Annotated in this window: 16 protein-coding genes; 10 read left to right on the top strand and 6 right to left on the bottom strand. The window is 59.2% G+C overall.

Annotated features, from left to right (window positions below; translation table 11 throughout):
- Positions 1-6 precede the first annotated feature (6 nt).
- Both N1037_18565 and N1037_18560 read left to right on the top strand, forming a co-directional pair.
- Positions 7-579, top strand: coding sequence for a peroxidase-related enzyme (locus tag N1037_18565; GenBank protein ID UWS79233.1), 573 nt, complete (start codon positions 7-9; stop codon positions 577-579).
- A 10-nt stretch (positions 580-589) separates the two neighbouring features.
- Positions 590-1615, top strand: coding sequence for an OmpA family protein (locus N1037_18560; protein UWS79232.1), 1026 nt, complete (start codon positions 590-592; stop codon positions 1613-1615).
- 131 nt (positions 1616-1746) lie between these two features.
- Here N1037_18560 and N1037_18555 read toward each other — a convergent pair whose 3' ends face one another.
- A complete protein-coding gene (locus N1037_18555; GenBank protein UWS79231.1) occupies positions 1747-2664 on the bottom strand; it encodes a LysR family transcriptional regulator in 918 nt (305 codons plus the stop codon).
- A gap of 434 nt (positions 2665-3098) precedes the next feature.
- Here N1037_18555 and N1037_18550 point away from each other — a divergent pair, with 434 nt between their 5' ends.
- The 3 genes from N1037_18550 to N1037_18540 all read left to right on the top strand — a co-directional run bounded on the left by N1037_18550 (position 3099) and on the right by N1037_18540 (position 5656).
- Entirely contained in the window at positions 3099-4859 is a 1761-nt protein-coding gene (locus tag N1037_18550) for a methyl-accepting chemotaxis protein (protein ID UWS79230.1), read from the top strand.
- Between the two features lie 114 nt (positions 4860-4973).
- The gene (locus N1037_18545) at positions 4974-5309 is read left to right on the top strand and encodes an NIPSNAP family protein (protein ID UWS79229.1); all 336 of its coding nucleotides are present in this window, start codon (positions 4974-4976) and stop codon (positions 5307-5309) included.
- Positions 5306-5656 carry an antibiotic biosynthesis monooxygenase gene (locus N1037_18540; protein ID UWS79228.1) on the top strand — a complete coding sequence of 117 codons (351 nt, stop codon included), beginning with the start codon at positions 5306-5308 and terminating at the stop codon, positions 5654-5656. The genes N1037_18545 and N1037_18540 overlap by 4 nt, the downstream gene beginning before the upstream one ends.
- Positions 5657-5830: 174 nt before the next feature.
- Here N1037_18540 and N1037_18535 read toward each other — a convergent pair whose 3' ends face one another.
- Positions 5831-7858: an NADPH-dependent 2,4-dienoyl-CoA reductase gene (locus tag N1037_18535; protein ID UWS79227.1), complete on the bottom strand. Its 2028-nt coding sequence runs from the start codon at positions 7856-7858 to the stop codon at positions 5831-5833.
- A 188-nt stretch (positions 7859-8046) separates the two neighbouring features.
- Between N1037_18535 and N1037_18530 the strand changes: the two genes are divergently transcribed.
- Positions 8047-8529, top strand: coding sequence for an RNA pyrophosphohydrolase (locus N1037_18530; GenBank protein ID UWS79226.1), 483 nt, complete (start codon positions 8047-8049; stop codon positions 8527-8529).
- Between the two features lie 130 nt (positions 8530-8659).
- On the opposite strand, the gene N1037_18525 is transcribed toward N1037_18530, so the two are convergent.
- Positions 8660-9532, bottom strand: coding sequence for a DMT family transporter (locus N1037_18525; protein UWS79225.1), 873 nt, complete (start codon positions 9530-9532; stop codon positions 8660-8662).
- 85 nt (positions 9533-9617) lie between these two features.
- On the opposite strand from N1037_18525, the gene N1037_18520 reads away from it, so the two are divergent.
- On the top strand, positions 9618-10112 hold the full coding sequence (locus N1037_18520; GenBank protein UWS79224.1) for a MarR family transcriptional regulator: 495 nt from the start codon (positions 9618-9620) through the stop codon (positions 10110-10112).
- 165 nt (positions 10113-10277) lie between these two features.
- On the opposite strand, the gene N1037_18515 is transcribed toward N1037_18520, so the two are convergent.
- Positions 10278-11267, bottom strand: coding sequence for an adenosine kinase (locus N1037_18515; GenBank protein UWS79223.1), 990 nt, complete (start codon positions 11265-11267; stop codon positions 10278-10280).
- On the bottom strand, positions 11264-11908 hold the full coding sequence (gene nth / locus N1037_18510; GenBank protein ID UWS79222.1) for an endonuclease III: 645 nt from the start codon (positions 11906-11908) through the stop codon (positions 11264-11266). Before nth ends, N1037_18515 begins: the two co-directional genes overlap by 4 nt.
- A gap of 218 nt (positions 11909-12126) precedes the next feature.
- On the opposite strand from nth, the gene N1037_18505 reads away from it, so the two are divergent.
- From N1037_18505 to N1037_18495, 3 genes are all read left to right on the top strand, one after another.
- The gene (locus tag N1037_18505; protein UWS79221.1) at positions 12127-12990 is read left to right on the top strand and encodes a bifunctional helix-turn-helix domain-containing protein/methylated-DNA--[protein]-cysteine S-methyltransferase; all 864 of its coding nucleotides are present in this window, start codon (positions 12127-12129) and stop codon (positions 12988-12990) included.
- 162 nt (positions 12991-13152) lie between these two features.
- On the top strand, positions 13153-13812 hold the full coding sequence (locus N1037_18500; GenBank protein ID UWS79220.1) for an OmpA family protein: 660 nt from the start codon (positions 13153-13155) through the stop codon (positions 13810-13812).
- A 148-nt stretch (positions 13813-13960) separates the two neighbouring features.
- Positions 13961-14803, top strand: a complete 843-nt coding sequence (locus N1037_18495; GenBank protein UWS79219.1) for an acyl dehydratase — start codon at positions 13961-13963, stop codon at positions 14801-14803.
- 268 nt (positions 14804-15071) lie between these two features.
- Here the strand turns inward: N1037_18495 and N1037_18490 are convergent, their stop codons facing one another.
- Complete coding sequence (locus N1037_18490) at positions 15072-16112, bottom strand: FAD-binding oxidoreductase (protein UWS79218.1); 1041 nt, start codon at positions 16110-16112, stop codon at positions 15072-15074.
- Between the last annotated feature and the right edge of the window lie 7 nt (positions 16113-16119).

The raw sequence follows: 16119 nt of genomic DNA, 5'->3' as shown, positions 1-16119 counted from the left end.
TTCACCATGACCGATCAAACAGCGCCAACCGCCCTGGATCTGCCGCCTTTGGACCCGCTGCCTGCGGGCATGCAGAAGTATTTCGGCATCTGCCAGGACAAGCTGGGCATGGTGCCTAACGTGCTGCGCGCCCATGCGTTTGATGAGAATAAACTTAACACCTTTAGTGCGCTCTACAATGAGCTGATGCTAGGCGACAGCGGCCTGAGCAAACTGGAACGCGAGATGATCGCGGTGGCGGTTTCGGCGGTCAACGGCTGCTTTTATTGTCTTGCGGCCCATGGCGCTGCGGTTCGCCAGCTTTCGGGCGATCCAAAACTGGGCGAGATGCTGGTGATGAATTACCGGGTTGCCCCGTTGGATGCGCGCCAACGGGCCATGCTGGATTTTGCGGTCAAGGTCACCAAGGCCAGCACCGAGATCGAAGAGGCCGATCGCGAAATTCTGCGCCAGGTTGGCTTTAGCGATCGCGATATCTGGGACATTGCCAATGTTACCGCGTTTTACAACATGTCCAACCGTGTTGCCTCGGCCACTGGCATGGTGCCAAACGACGAATACCACGCGCAGTTCCGGTGAGGCAGACCAGATGAGGCTTGGCCCTGCTGTTCTGGCTCTTGGCAGCTGTCTGACCCTGGCTTTCTCCGCTGTTGCAGCTTCGGCTCAATCAGGGGGGGAGGCGGCCTTGCGGCTGCCTGCGGGTGCCACAGCCCGCTCCGAGCGGGAAACTGCGTTGGGCACCTATGCGCTACCGGTTGGCGCCTTTAGCGCGGCGGGTATCCCCCTGCGCCTGCAAGAAGGCCATATCCTGCGGCGGACCTGGCATCTGCAAGGCGATACAACTGTTTTGCAGGTTTTGGATGTGCTGCGCAGCCAGCTGGTAGAACAGGGCTATGAAATCCTGTTCCAATGCGAAACCCGCCAATGCGGTGGCTTTGATTTTCGCTTTGGCATCGAAGTCGTCCCCGCACCCGACATGGTTGTCAGCCTGTCGGATTACCATTTTCTGGCGGCGCAGAAACAGACCGTGGCGGCGACGGCGGATCTTGCCACGGCGGGGCAGGCAACAGCTGAGCCTGCTGCGGCCAGGCAGGTGGTTTCGTTGTTGGTGTCACGAAGCGGAACAGTAACCTACATTCAGTTGATCGAGGTCTCACCGGAAAAACAGGCGCCTTTGGCTCTGGTGACAGCAGAAACACCCGCCTCCGCCCTTCCGTTACAAGCTCAAACACAAACCGCTTTGGGGCTGGCAAGCCTGCTCGAACAACAGGGCCATGTCGTGCTGGCCGGAGTGGTGTTTGGCACCGGAGGGGAAGCACTGGGCCAGGACGCTATTGCCAGTCTGGAGCAGCTCGCAGGCTTTTTGGAAGAGCAGCCCCAGGCTCAGATTCTGGTTGTTGGACACACTGACAGCGTTGGCGGGCTTGATGACAACAAGTCCCTTTCACTGCGGCGGGCCTCGGTGGTCAAGGAAACACTGGTGCAGACCTATGGTGTTTCTGACGGGCGTATCGAGGTTGCGGGAGCCGGCTACATGGCGCCGATTGCCAGTAATCTCACAGCCGCCGGGCGCGAGAAAAATCGCCGGGTGGAGGTGGTTCTGCTCTCCAGATAATCTAGGGTCAGGACTATGGGCTCCAAACCGAGGAAAGCGCTGTCCTTTCTGCGGGTGGCGCAGCAGAAAACTGCCCCCGCCTGAGCAGGAGCAGCTTTGAAAAGAGAGGAGTCATGGGGCTGTGTCGCCAATCAGGCGGACTGTTGCCACTCTTCGCTATCTTTGCCGGCAAAGGAATGGGCCAGAAAGTCGATAAAGGCACGGACCTTGGGCTGGGTGAACTTGCCCGGAGGATAGACCGCATAGATGCCCTGGGTCTCTACGGGCAGGTTTGGCATGACGTCTTCGACCAGCCCCTCTGCCATCGCTTCAGAGTAGAGGTAGCTGGGCAGATAGGCGATGCCCAGACCCGAGATCGCAGCATTGAGCAGGGATTGCCCATCGTTCACCGACAGCCAGCCCGTGGTGCGCACCTGGCGCTTCTCACCAGAGGGGGCGGTGATCTTCCAGACATTGCCGCTGGACTGGTTGGAATAGTGCAAAAGCTTGTGGGTGTTCAGATCGTCGATTTTTTGCGGTCGGCCAAATTGTTCCAGATAGCCCGGTGAGGCGATCATCCGTTTGGTGGTCTCGGTGAGCTTGCGGGCCTTGAGCGAGCTGTCTTCCAGTTCGCCAATGCGCAGAGCCATATCAAAACCTTCTGAAATCAGCTCCACATAGCGGTTGTTCAGGACCATGTTGACAGTGATATCGGGGAAATCCCGTAGGAAATCCGACAGCACCGGTGACAGATGGTTGACGCCAAAATCCGTCGCCACCGAAATCCTGAGCAGCCCCGAAGGCGCGGATTGCATGGAGGAGACAAGCGCGTCAGCTTCGCCGGCATCGTTCAGCACGCGTCTGGCGCGGTCATAATAGGCGAGGCCGATTTCTGTCGGCGACACGCGGCGCGTTGTGCGGTTCAACAGCCGGGCGCCGAGGCGGGTCTCCAGGCTGGATACATGTTTAGATACGGCGGATTTTGAAATCCCCATCTTCTTTGCCGCGTCGGTGAACCCGCCCTGGTCCACGACATTGGCAAAGGCCTCCATTTCGGTCAGTCGATCCATTCGCAGGGTCCTTTTGTTTCGTTTGCTCGACCTGTGTTTGGCGTCGAATTCGGGCAAGAACGGGGCAATGGTGGGATAATTGCAGGGTTTTCTCAAAACCGTTCAGGTACTGGAAACGGTCGCACAATGTGGCGATTTTGACCGTTTCGTTCAGAAAAAACAGACCAGCTACCGGCAGCCGCAGGGATGGGGCCAGCGGCAGCGGCAGTTGAGCAAGCTGGCTGAGCTCCAGAAGAAGAGGCGCGCCAAAGTCCAAGGTCAAAAACATGCGCTGCGCAAGGCGCACTCTATGAAAGAGGGTGCAAAGAGCTCCATCAGATTTTGCCCCATTTGCCCAGCCTATAGGCTTCCTTGGACCAAGATAACGGGATGTACACTACTTTTGAATATAACTGGGAGCCAGAACGTATAATGTTTGTAAAGGCTGATAACTCATGCATCGTTTTTCACTGCGTACGCAGGTTTTTATTTTAGGGGGCGCTTTTGTTGCGATGCTGGCGCTGGTCGCTGGAATCTCCTGGCTCGTCAGCAATCGTTTGACAGAAAGCATCTATCAATCGCGCTTGGTTGTGGCACAGCTGAAGAGCCTGGATGATATGAAAGAAGATATCGAACAGGGTTTGGCGGATCTATTGGCCTATACTGGTGGCGACAACGAAGGAATAACGGGGCTGCGCGGCAACATAGACGAGGTCGCCACAGAAATTGCTGGTGCCGAGGATCGCTTTGTTAAGGTCTCTTCTGCAAATGCTGTTCAAAACGATGTTTATGAATCTGTCATCGCTCTGACGCCAACTGTCGATGGCTTCACCGCTATGCTTGCTGCACTTGAAAAGACCGAAGCGGGTGCAGACCGCCGGGCTTTTGCCTATGATCAAGTTGTTCCCGCCATTGCCCATCTTCGTGATTCGGTTAATTCCATGCAGGACATCATGGGGGCGCGAAAACAGGCGGTTGAGGATCAAATTACCAGTCTGATTGCGCGCAGCGAGATTGTGCAGCTGGGCACTAACATTGCGGCAATGGTGGGCGCACTGGTCATGGCGTTGGTGTTTGGCCAGCTTCTGAGCCGGCCAATTGTTGCTGCAGCGCGTTCTGTGAATAGATTGGTGGAAGACGACTACCAAAGCGAGATTGAAGATACCCATCGCCGGGATGAGGTCGGGGCCATTGCCCGCAACCTTGCGGATCTGCGGCAACGGTTGGACCAGGCCAAATCAATTGAGCTGAAAAATCAGCAGGAAAATGAGCGCAGGGTTGAATTGTTCCATGTTCTCAGCGCCTCCATGGCGGATCTGAAATCTGGCGATATGAACCAGCGGATTCCTGCGGGGGACTGGACCGACCTGGGCGAGAGCTATGAAATGCTCTGTATTGACTTTAATGATCTCGCGGGCGCCTTGGGAGAACTGGTGCAAGAGCTCAGCGTGAGTTCGAGCGCGGTGGGCCAGAATGCGCAGGGGCTGTCCACGATGTCCGATGAAATGTCCCGTCGAGCGGAAACCCAGGCTGCAACACTGGAAGAATCCGCCGCAGCATTGGAACAATTGTCAGCGAGTGTGCAATCCGCAGCGGAACAAGCGCAGGCGGCGGATGAACAGGCTGCCGAGGGCCGCAGACGGGCGGAACAGGGCGGCGGTGTTATGCAGGAGGCGATGCAGGCGATGACCTCCATCGCGGAGTCTTCTGAAAACATCAGCAAGATCATCACGGTGATTGATGACATCGCCTTTCAGACCAGTCTTTTGGCCCTGAATGCGGGGGTAGAAGCAGCCCGCGCCGGTGAGGCCGGTCGTGGATTTGCGGTTGTTGCTTCGGAGGTGCGTAGCCTTGCCCATCTGGCAGCCAAATCGGCCAATGACATCAAGGGGCTGGTGACCAATAGTTCAAAACAGGTCGAAGATGGCGAGCGCCTGGTACAGGCCACCAGCGAGACCTTGGCGCAGATTGTCGAAAGCGTAACCAGCGTTTCTGAACGTGTCTCTTCGATTGCCGCTTCAGCGACCGAACAGGCCTCTGGCCTGCGCGAGATCAACATTGGTGTCTCCCAGCTGGACAAGGTCACCCAGGAAAATGCCGCCATGGTGCAAGAAACCAACAGCGCCAGCCAGAAGATGAAAGACGAAGCATCGCGGTTGTCAAACCTGCTGCAAAGGTTTGCCGGCTCTGGTGATGCGCAGCAAGACGTGGCCTGATAACCCGGTTTCACCAGGGGACAGGATTTGGCAATATAAAGGCTTCGCTCCAGAGCGAAGCCTTTATGCTGTGGAATTGGCTAGGCTTGGGATCCCAAGAACAGGAAACCCGCCATGCTTACATGTATTATCCGCTACCAGATCGACCCAACAAAAACCGAGGCCTTCCGCCAGTATGCGCGCAATTGGGGGGAGGCCATTCCCCGCAATGGCGCCGACCTGATTGGCTATTTTGCCCCGCATGAAGGATCTGCAACCCAGGCCTATGGGATCTATAACATTGCCGACCTTGCCAGCTATGAGCGCTATCGGGCCCGGCTGGCCGTTGATCCGCTGGGGCAGGAGAACTACGCCTTTGCCCAGCGGGAGCGGTTTATCTTGCGGGAGGAGCGCAGCTTCCTCAAGCTGGCCTCAACACCAGATGTCCCCACCGCAGGAGCGCGCAAGTGATAGCCGTGATTTTTGAAGTGCAGATTGCCGAGGGGCAAAAGCCAAGCTATCTTGAGGTGGCGGCAGAGCTGAAGCCACTGCTGGAGCAGATTGATGGCTTTATTTCGGTGGAGCGGTTCCAAAGCCTCAGCCAGCCGAACAAGCTGCTGTCTCTTTCCTTCTTTCGCGATGAACAGGCGGTGCAGCAGTGGCGGCAGTTGACACAGCATCGCACAGCCCAAAGCAAAGGCCGGGATGGGATTTTTGCGGACTATCGGCTGAAAGTGGCAGAGGTTCAGCGCGACTATGGCATGCGGGACCGTCAAGAGGCCCCCGAGGATAGCCAGGTAGCAAACAAATCGATTTGACGCCTCAGACAGGGGGGGCTCCCGCCCGTCGTTGGCTTTTGCCAAAGCCGCCTCCCGTTGGGGGTAGCGCCGCGCGCAATGCACGCGGCGCTACCCCCAGGTCGCACGGGATGGTGGCCTGGCTTTGCCAGGACATCTGTGGGCGCGGGAGGATTTGGCCGTAACCTTCAGCGCCTAGAGTGTGGCAGCCAGCCTGGTTCCCTGGTTGATGGCGCGCTTTGCATCCAGTTCTGCGGCAACATCGGCGCCCCCGATGACATGGCAGGGCACGCCTTTGGCCGCGAGCGCCTCCGCGAGACTGCGGTCCGAGACCTGCCCGGCGCAAAGCACAAAGCTATCCGCTGCGATAACGGTGGGGGTCTCACGCGCCTCGCCAAAGCTGACATGCAGCCCCTCGTCGTCGATGCGTTCATAGTTCACGCCGCCAACAAAGTTCACGCCCTTCATCTTGAGCGTGGCCCGGTGGATCCAGCCAGTGGTCTTGCCCAGGCCTTTGCCATGGGCCTGTTTTTTGCGTTGCAACAGTGTGACTTCACGGGCCGGAGCCTCGGGTTGTGGTCCCTCGGGGGCAAGACCGGAGCGGTGCTCGGCCGGGTCGGTGACCCCCCATTCCTTCATCCAGAGAGGCAGGTCTTCCGTTGGGCTTTTGCCCTCGTGCAGCAGGTATTCGCTGACATCAAAGCCAATGCCGCCGGCGCCGATAACCGCAACCGTCTTGCCGACGGGTTTCTTGTGGCGCAGCACGTCGATATAGCTCAGCACCTCGGGGCGGTCCTGACCGGGAATGCCGGGATCGCGGGGCATGACCCCGGTGGCAATGATCACCTCGTCATAGGTGGTGAGGTCCTCTGCAGAGACCTCGCGCCCCAGTTCCAGAGTGATCCCGGCCTCGGCCACCATGGTGCGATACCAATCGACAAGGCCCCAGAACTCTTCCTTGCCGGGCACCTGTTTCGCCATGTTGAGCTGGCCACCGATCTCATCCGACCTGTCAAAGACGGTGACCTTATGGCCCCGCTGCGCCGCAGCCAGAGCGGTCGATAGACCTGCAGGACCCGCACCCACAATCGCCACGGATTTGAGCACATCCGCCGTGCCCAGGACCAGCTCGGTCTCATGGCAGGCCATGGGGTTCACCAGACAAGAGGTCAGTTTGCCGCCAAAGGTGTGATCCAGGCAGGCCTGATTGCAGCCGATGCAGGGAGCAATCTGTGCACCTTTACCGGCTTCGGCCTTGGCGACAAAATGCGCATCTGCCAACATCGGTCGCGCCATCGACACCATATCGGCACAGCCCGTGGCCAGCACCTCCTCGCCCACTTCCGGCGTGTTGATCCGGTTTGAGGTGATCACCGGGATCGAGACCTTGCCCATCAGTTTCTTGGTGACCCAGGCAAAGGCCGCGCGCGGGACCGAGGTGGCGATTGTGGGAATGCGTGCCTCGTGCCAGCCGATGCCGGTATTGATGATGGTGGCGCCGGCCTTTTCGACCTCTTGCGCCAGCTGCACCACCTCATCATGGGTCGAGCCATTGGGCACCAGGTCGATCATCGACAGGCGATAGATGATGATGAAATCACGGCCCACGGCTTCGCGGGTGCGGCGGACCACGTCGATGGGCAGGCGCATGCGGTTTTCATAGGATCCGCCCCAGCGGTCGGTGCGCTTGTTTGTATGGGTGACCAGGAACTGGTTGAGGAAATAGCCCTCAGAGCCCATGATCTCCACCCCGTCATAACCCGCTTTCTGGGCCAATACGGCAGCATTGACGATATCCGCTATCTGCTTCTCGATGCCTTCTTCGTCCAGCTCATTGGGCGGGAAGGGGGAAATCGGCGATTTTACCGGGCTGGGGGCGACGCATTTGGGGCCGTAGGAATAGCGGCCCGCATGTAGGATCTGCATGGCGATCTTGCCACCGGCCTCATGCACGCGCTTGGTGACAATGGAATGGCTGGCGACCTCTTCATCCGTGGTCATCATCGACGCCCCAGGCAGTACCGAGCCTTCGAGATTGGGGCCAATGCCGCCGGTGACCATCAGGCCAACATTGCCGCGCGCCCGTTCGGCATAGAACTCCGCCACCCGATTCCAGTCTTTGGTTTCTTCCAGACCAGTGTGCATCGAGCCCATCAGCACCCGGTTTTTCAATGTGGTAAATCCGAGATCCAGCGGCGCCAGAAGATTTGGGTACGCAGTCATGACACTCTCCCTTGTCGTTGTCGCCAAAAATGCCCTGCGCAGACGGGCTTGTCACGCCTCAACGCGGCGTCACCCCCTTGCCTGCCCTGACGACACCGGGTCTAAGGAGAAACAGCAGAGCCACAGCGCCGATATTACCGCGCTGCGGCCTTTGTCTGCATCTGCCCCAGTGGCCCAAGGAGACTAAAATGACGCCCGAAGAAATTGCAAAGCTGCCCTATCGTCCCAATGTGGGCATCATGTTGGTAAACCGGGCCAACCATGTCTTTGTGGCACAGCGCAAGGACCGGTTTCAGGATGCCTGGCAAATGCCGCAGGGGGGGATCGACCGCGGCGAGGACGCCCGTGTGGCAGCCCTGCGAGAGCTGGAAGAAGAAACCGGCGTGACCCAGGATCTGGTAGAGATCATTGCCGAAAGTGACGGCTGGCTGCCCTATGACCTGCCGCATGACGTGGTGCCAAAGTTCTGGGGCGGCAAATATCGCGGTCAGGAACAAAAATGGTATCTGATGCGGTTTCTTGGCCGCGATGATCAGATCAATATCGAAACTGAACATCCTGAGTTTTCGGACTGGTGCTGGCAGCCGGTGGATCAGCTGGTGGAAAAGATTGTCCCCTTCAAGCGTGAGGTCTACGCCCGCGTGGTGGTTGAATTTTCTGCCCATTTCTGAGCCCAGAGCATGCGGGGGAAGGGGTGGACTTGGGAGGCTGCTTCGAGCCGCGTTTCAGTGAGCGAGAACTGAGTTTTCCTGCCCATGCGGAGACCCCTTGGGGCCTGGCCCGGCCCCTGGGTTTTGTAACCTACGAGGGGAGCTTTGCTTTGGGGCGGCGAAAGCCCAGGTTAGATTGCCCCAACCAGAGACTGAACAGGGCCAGGGCAGCGCCCGAAATTTGCATCGGGGTCAGGCTCTCGCCCAGCAAGGTCCATCCCAAAAAGACGGCTGAGAGCGGGCTTAGAACCCCCAAAAGCGAGACTTTGGCAGGCTCGATCCGGGCCAAGCCGCGAAACCACAGAATATAGGTCAGGGCGCCACCGATCAGGCTCATGTAGGCCAGGCCAATGAGGTTGTTGCCTGTCAGTAGGGGGATGTCGGCCAGGCTGGGGGCCGCAAAGGGGATCAGCAGCAATCCACCGGCGGTCAATTGCCAGGCGGTGAAGGTGAGTGGGGGGACTGGTGGTTGCCATTTGCGTGTCAAAACCACGCCTGCGGCCATGGAGACGGCGCCGCCCAAGCCAGCCACAACACCCCAGAAATCAAGGGCGGCCGCTGGGGTCAGCACCAGCAGTGCCACACCAAGAATACTAAGCGCCGCAGCCAGTAGCGCGGTGGGGCGGATGGGCGTTTGCAGCGCATAGGCGGAGAAAAATACCACCAACAACGGCTGCGCCGCGCCCAGCGTTGCCGCCACGCCACCAGGGAGCCGGTATGCAGCGACAAAAAGCAGGGTCCAAAACAGCGAAAAGTTGAGCGTCGCCAGCACCAATAGCTTTGGAATCCAGGCAATCGGCGGCAATTGGCGGACGATCAGCAGCAGGATCAGCCCAGCGGGCAGGGCGCGCAATAGCGCCACCAGAAGCGGCGATTGCCCCGGTAGCAGACTGGTCGTAACAATATAGCTGCTGCCCCAGATGGTCGGGGCAAGCGCGGTGAGAAATAGATCCAAACGGGCCATATCTTGAGTCTCCTGAATTTTATCTTGATGTCAAGATAATTGGGTTTGTCTTGACATCAAGATAAATTCTGAACAGGCTATGTGCATGGATCATGTAGACTTTATCACTGACCAATGGGCGCGCGAACGGCCCGATCTGGATGTCAGCGCCATGGGGATCATTGGCCGGGTGGCCCGGCTTTATCTTGCTTATCAGGAGGCGATGCAGGTCACGTTCTCCCGCTACGGTTTGAATGCTGCAAAATTCGACGTGCTGGCAACTCTGCGCCGCTCAGGCGCGCCCTATCGGCTGTCACCGGGGGACTTGCTCAAAGCAACCATGGTGGCCTCTGGCACTATGACCAACCGGATTTCCCGTCTCGAAGCAGAGGGCCTGGTGCTGCGTCTGATCAATCCTGACGACAGCCGCAGCTTTCTGATCGAACTCAGCGCCGATGGTCTGGCTTTGATTGACCGGGTGGTGGAAGATCATGTCGCAACGCAGGAACGCCTGCTTGCCCCGATGCCCAAGCAAGAGCGCACTGCTCTCAAGACCCTGCTGTCGCGGGCACAGGCAGCGGTTGAAAAATCATCAGGCTAGGGGCGCTTGGCTTTGCCACCTGTGCCAGAACACTGGTAGAAAAGAGCGCCGGAGCGCGGGGTGGCAAAGCCTCCCCGCGCTGGGCCCAACGGGAGCCCTCCCGCCGGAGGCGAGAGGGGCGACGGGCGGGAGAGCCCGCTTTGTGATTGAAACCAGGCGCTGTGCTTACAGCAGGCCGGCCTCGCGGATCAGCTCCAGCATATTGCTCTCGGGGCGTGGACCGATATGGCTAATGACCTCAGCCGCGCAGATGTTGCCAATCTTGGCACAGGTTTCCAGATCACGGCCGGTGGCAAGACCAAACAGGAAGCCGGCGGCAAACTGATCGCCAGCCCCGGTTGCATCTACCGGCACCACCCTGGTGACGGGCACATCCAGCCGGGTTTCACCGCTGATCACGGTGACGCCATCGCCAGAGCGGGTGCAGACCACCAGCGGGCAAATCGCCGCCGTTTTGGCCAGGCCCACTTCCAGGTCATCGGTCTCAAACAGCGATTTGATCTCGTCCTCGTTGCCGATCACAAAATCCAGATCATGTTCGATCAAGGACAGAAAATCTGCCCGGTGCCGTTCGACACAGAAGGGATCCGAGATGGCGATACCAGATTTGCCACCGCCCTTACGGCAGTCCCGCGCGGCTTCCATGAAGGCTGACTTGCCCTTGTCCTTGTCAAACAGATAGCCTTCCAGGAACATGATTTGGGCGCTGCCGGCCACGGCGTTTGGCACATCGGCGCTGCTCAGCTCGGAGGAGATACCAAGATAGGTGTTCATCGAGCGTTCGCCATCCGGCGATACAAAGATCATCGACCGCGAGGTCGGCAACTCGCCACCCGCAACGGGTGGGTTTACAAAATCAACGCCGTCTTCGTTCATGGCATTGGCATAAAAATGCCCCAACGCATCGTCATGCACCCGCCCGATAAAGGCGGCGTCCAGACCCAGAGCCCCGGCGCCGGCGATGGTATTGGCGACCGATCCACCGGGGGTCTGCACCCGGTTTTCCATGGCACCATACAGCACTTCGCCACGATCCCGTTCGATCAGTTGCATGATGCCTTTTTCGATTCCCATATGGGCCAGAAAGCTGTCATCGCTTTGCGAAATTACGTCGACAACCGCATTGCCGATGCCAACGATTTGGTAGGTTTTCATAGGTTCTTGTCCTCATATTGACAGAGATCGCGGATCAGGCAGGTGCCACACAGCGGCTTGCGCGCCTTGCAGTGATAGCGTCCGTGCAGGATCAGCCAATGATGTGCATGTTGCTGAAAATCAGCGGGAATATTATCTTCAACGGCGCGCTCTACCGCATCGACATCCTTACCTGGGGCTATGCCCGAACGGTTGCCAACGCGAAAAATATGGGTGTCGACGGCCTGTGCAGGCTGATGCCACCACATGTTCAAAACCACATTGGCGGTTTTGCGGCCTACTCCGGGCAACGATTGCAGCGCCGCGCGGGAGTTTGGCACCTCGCCGCCATAGTCATCCACCAAAATCTGGCTGAGCTTGATGACATTCTTGGCCTTCTGGCGAAACAGGCCGATGGTCTTGATATGTTCGGTGACGCCTTCAAGGCCGAGATCCAGCATCTTTTGCGGCGTATCCGCGATTTGGAACAGCGCGCGGGTGGCTTTGTTCACGCCTGCATCGGTCGCCTGTGCCGACAGGGCCACAGCCACCACCAGCGTGTAGACATTGACATGCTCCAATTCGCCCTTGGGCTCTGGTTCCGCGGCCTGAAAGCGCGAGAAGATTTCGCGAATGGTATGATAATCGAGTTGCTTTGCCATAATCGGGCTTATCGCCGTTTTGGCCAACATCCTGCAATGCCAAAGCGTCGGCGCGGTTTACAAGGGCTTTTCTGCTTGTTCTTTGGCCACAGCAGCGCCTCTCTGGCCGGATCATCGCCGCGCGGCTTGCATCTGAGGACATTTTCGCAAGTTTCGGGTCGCTGGCCGGTGGCAGATGGCAGTATGATCAGAGCAGACAGAGACGAAAAGGGCGCGGCATGAACATACAGGCAAGCGAGCAAGGCTACCATTATGGCGTCATGCGCCGCGCCATCGACCTGATTGATGCGGGCGGCGATAATCTGTCGCTGGAAGAGCTGGCAAAACGCATGGATATGAGCCCGGCACATTTTCAGCGCTTGTTTTCCGCCTGGGTTGGGGTCTCCCCCAAGCGATATCAGCAGTATCTGCGGCTTGGACATGCAAAGACCCTGCTGCGGGATCGGTTTTCCACGCTGGAAACCGCGCATGCGGTGGGGCTGTCTGGGTCCGGCAGGCTGCATGATCTCTTTATACGCTGGGAGGCGATGAGCCCCGGCGAATATGCCCGCAAAGGCGCTGGCTTGGACATTCTCTGGGGCTGGTTTGACAGTCCCTTTGGGCTGGCGCTGGTAATGGGCACGCAGAAAGGTATTTGTGGCCTGGGTTTTGCTGCTGAAACAGGGGCCGAGCCAACCCTGGCGGATATGCGCAGCCGCTGGCCACAGGCAAGGTTTGTCGAGGATCCTATGGCATTGCGGCCTTTGGTTGATGCAGCCTTTGCGCAAAAGGGGGAAACCGCGCTGCATCTGATTGGCGCCCCGTTGCAAATCAAGGTCTGGGAGGCGCTGATGTCAATTCCGGATGGGCATGTCACCAGCTATTCGGAAATCGCCAAGTCCATCGGCGCTCCAAAGGCGGTCAGGGCGGTTGGCACCGCTGTTGGCCGCAACCCGGTCAGCTGGCTGATCCCATGCCACCGGGCGCTCAAGAAATCAGGTGAGCTGGGGGGGTATCATTGGGGGCAACCCGTGAAGCGCGCCATGCTGGCCTATGAGGCCGCCCGCGCTGACACGCCAGAGCGCGAGTCGGAAAAGGCCTAGCCGACAGCGTTTTGTACACTGAATTTATGCGGTGCTGGCTGTTTTTGCGCAGTATTTCGCCGAAACGGGCAAGCAAGAGCTTGAGCCGGCTCTCCTCAGCGTCGATATATACGGGGACGCGGTGCAGGATTTGCATCGGCGAGCAGAGAATGAGGTGACCCAGTGACCGTTTTGAAAATCTCCAGCGCGGGCCTGTTGGCTGCGCTCCTTGGGCTGACCACCGCCTGTACTGATACCAATGCCCTGCGCCAGCCGGGCGAAAAAGAGCGCAATGGCCTGATTGCCGGGGCAATTGTGGGGGCTGGGCTGGCGGGTCTGTCAAATTCCAGCAACAAAGGCGCGGCAGTCGTTGCTGGCGCTGCTGCGGGGGCCTTGTTGGGGGGCGCCATTGGCAACCAGTTGGACAAGCAAGAGGCTGAGCTGCGCCAGAGCCTGTCCAACAATGGCATTACCATCGTCAATACCGGCGATCGTTTGATCCTTTCCTTGCCAAATGATTTGACCTTTGCCACCGATAGCGCGGCAATCTCCCCAGCGGTTGAATCCGACCTGCGGCAAGTTTCGCAGAGCCTGGTGAGATATCCCAACAGCACGGTTCAGGTGATTGGCCATACCGACAGTGACGGCGATGCGGCATACAATCAGACCCTGTCAGAGCAGCGGGCGAATACCGTTGCCGATCAGGTGCAGGCGGACGGGGTGCCGTACAACCGGCTGCAGACCTATGGGCGCGGGGAATCTCAGCCTGTGGCAAGCAATCTGACCGCAGAGGGCAAAGCGCAGAACCGCCGGGTTGAGATCGTGATTGTTCCCACCGCCTGATGTGGCGATGAGAGAGATCGGGCGGGCGTTATTAGCACCACTGAGGGGCCACATGTTGATGTGGCCTCTTTTGCATTTTGCTCTGCCGCGCGGCTGGGGCCTGTGATTGGGTGGTTGCCAAGGAGGGGGCAGGGCGTAAGGTTGCGCAATGACACATCTCAATGCTTCCGCTTCTCCCTCTGACGGCAATATTCTCCGTAGTCTCGATGTCATGGACCCTGCGCGGTCTGCGGCACTGCAGGTTGCGCTTGGATTGCAGCCAAGCATCGTCGCAGGCACAGAACTGCCGCCGTTTTTTCATCAACTCTATTTCTGGACACCGGTGCCGCCGGAGCAGCTGGGCCGAGATGGCCACCCAGGGCTAAGCACATCGGGGTTGATCCCTGATCTTGGTTTGCCGCGGCGCATGTGGGCTGGTGGCCGGTTGCAGTTTGAACGCCCGCTCAAGGCTGGGGTTGAGGCGGAAAAACGTTCTGTTGTGGAGCGCTCGCAGACCAAGATGGGGCGAACCGGGCCTTTGGGGTTTGTCACCCTGCGCCATGACATTCACCAGCAGGGACAGCGATGTCTGCGCGAGTGGCACGATCTTGTCTACCGCGAGGATCCCTCTCCCGAGGCGCCAAAACCACTACCGCCACAGGCCCGTGAAGATGAAGAAGAGGCGCGACAGGTCCAGTTCGACTCGACCTTGCTGTTTCGCTATTCGGCGCTCACCTTTAATGGTCATCGCATCCATTATGACCTGGACTATGCCCGCGAAGTTGAGGGCTATGCAGGTCTGGTGGTGCATGGCCCGCTATTGGCGCAGCAGCTGATGTTGCTGGCTGTCGAGCTGATGGGACCACTGGCTGAGTTTTCCTTTTGTGCCACCGCACCTTTGATGCATTTTGAGGCGGCGACCCTGTGTTGCAATGGACAGGATCTTTGGGTGCGCGCGCCAGATGGGCGACAATGCATGCAGGCCCAAGCCCTGCCTCAGGCAAAGGTTTGAACGTCAGACAAGGGGGAGCTCCCGCGCCTTTTTGAACACCAGCAGGGCTGGTCATCAAAAGAAGTCTTGGGCCCGGCGCCGCTGCGCGGCGCAACAGGGCTGCTGGGGAAGCGCTTGAGCGGCAGGTCTGCCTCTCAAGACGCGTGGTCCAGTTTACAGGGCCCTGTGCCGCCTCAAGGGTGAACCGCGCTGGCACGCGGCGGCTGACGCCGCCCTTGACCCGCCAAAGGGCAAAAGAACCGGGCCGGGGGAGGTCTGTAGATTTGGTTCAAAGGTTGTCTTCGACCCGAAAACCCGGGGGAATGTGGTCTTTGCCGTCCAGCAGCAGGTCTGCCATGACCTGAGAGACCTTGGGGGCCATGCCAAACCCAATTTTGAAGCCGCCATTGGCGATGTAGTGTTCTGGGCGCTGGGGCCAGGCGCCCAGCATTGGCGCGCGGCTTTTGGCGCGGGGCCGAACCCCTGCCCAGCGTTCTATGACTTCGGCCTGTTGCAGCACAGGCACCGCTGCAGTGGCGCGGGCGATGACATCGTCGAGCTGAGCGTCTGTGTCGTATGGGTGCTCAAAGCTGCGTTCGCTGGTGGAACCGATGGCGACGGTGCCGTCGGCATGGGGAATAATATGCAGACCATCCGCATAGAGCTGTGGCACCTCGCCGGCGTCATGGCGCAGCAGCGCGGCCTGGCCTTTTACCCCATTGCCCATGGGTTTCGCAAAGCTGTCGTTGAGCTCTAGCAGGCCAGCGTAGCCCTTGGCGTGCAGCACCAGGCCGGTATCGGGGCCACCCTCTGTTATGGTCACGCCCTTACTGGCCAGGGCAGCCATCAGGGCGGCGCAGGCGCGGCGGGGGTGCATGCGGCCGCTCAATGTATCCTGGACAACCAGTCCGCTGGCGCTGGGTGGGCACCAGGTACCTAGGTCAGAGGCTGGACGGACTTGCCACCGGGCCTGACCTTGCCAGAGGCTGCGGGCGGTGTCTTCGCGCTGGTAGGCAAGTTCAACTGCGCGGGCGTCCTGCAGCGGCTGCAGGCGTCCGGTGCGACCATAGCCAGCGGTGACCCCTCCGGCGGCTTCGACCTCTGCCCAGAAGGTTTGCGCCATCAGCAGGCTGTCGAGTTGGAACTGCTTTTTGGGGTTCCAGTTTTCCGGCACATGGGGCGCCAGGGCGCCAACGAGGCCGCCACTGGAGCCCGCCCCGGCGCCGTGAGGGTCGATCACCTGTACCCGGGCGCCGCGCTGGGCGCAGGCCCAGGCGATGGACAGCCCAAAGATGCCTGCGCCCCGGACGGTGATATCTGCCATTGTCATTTGCCAT

The sequence above is a fragment of the Phaeobacter sp. G2 genome (assembly GCA_025163595.1).
Classification (GTDB): Bacteria; Pseudomonadota; Alphaproteobacteria; order Rhodobacterales; family Rhodobacteraceae; genus Pseudophaeobacter.
This window is presented reverse-complemented; position numbering and strand designations above follow the sequence as displayed.

What these genes read in the sequence shown, in the direction of transcription:
- N1037_18565 (UWS79233.1), top strand. Translation starts at nt 7, where the DNA reads ATGACCGATCAAACAGCGCCAACCGCCCTGGATCTGCCGCCTTTGGAC.
- N1037_18560 (UWS79232.1), top strand. Translation starts at nt 590, where the DNA reads ATGAGGCTTGGCCCTGCTGTTCTGGCTCTTGGCAGCTGTCTGACCCTG.
- N1037_18555 (UWS79231.1), bottom strand. Translation starts at nt 2,664, where the DNA reads ATGGATCGACTGACCGAAATGGAGGCCTTTGCCAATGTCGTGGACCAG.
- N1037_18550 (UWS79230.1), top strand. Translation starts at nt 3,099, where the DNA reads ATGCATCGTTTTTCACTGCGTACGCAGGTTTTTATTTTAGGGGGCGCT.
- N1037_18545 (UWS79229.1), top strand. Translation starts at nt 4,974, where the DNA reads ATGCTTACATGTATTATCCGCTACCAGATCGACCCAACAAAAACCGAG.
- N1037_18535 (UWS79227.1), bottom strand. Translation starts at nt 7,858, where the DNA reads ATGACTGCGTACCCAAATCTTCTGGCGCCGCTGGATCTCGGATTTACC.
- N1037_18530 (UWS79226.1), top strand. Translation starts at nt 8,047, where the DNA reads ATGACGCCCGAAGAAATTGCAAAGCTGCCCTATCGTCCCAATGTGGGC.
- N1037_18525 (UWS79225.1), bottom strand. Translation starts at nt 9,532, where the DNA reads ATGGCCCGTTTGGATCTATTTCTCACCGCGCTTGCCCCGACCATCTGG.
- N1037_18520 (UWS79224.1), top strand. Translation starts at nt 9,618, where the DNA reads ATGGATCATGTAGACTTTATCACTGACCAATGGGCGCGCGAACGGCCC.
- N1037_18515 (UWS79223.1), bottom strand. Translation starts at nt 11,267, where the DNA reads ATGAAAACCTACCAAATCGTTGGCATCGGCAATGCGGTTGTCGACGTA.
- nth (UWS79222.1), bottom strand. Translation starts at nt 11,908, where the DNA reads ATGGCAAAGCAACTCGATTATCATACCATTCGCGAAATCTTCTCGCGC.
- N1037_18505 (UWS79221.1), top strand. Translation starts at nt 12,127, where the DNA reads ATGAACATACAGGCAAGCGAGCAAGGCTACCATTATGGCGTCATGCGC.
- N1037_18495 (UWS79219.1), top strand. Translation starts at nt 13,961, where the DNA reads ATGACACATCTCAATGCTTCCGCTTCTCCCTCTGACGGCAATATTCTC.
- N1037_18490 (UWS79218.1), bottom strand. Translation starts at nt 16,112, where the DNA reads ATGACAATGGCAGATATCACCGTCCGGGGCGCAGGCATCTTTGGGCTG.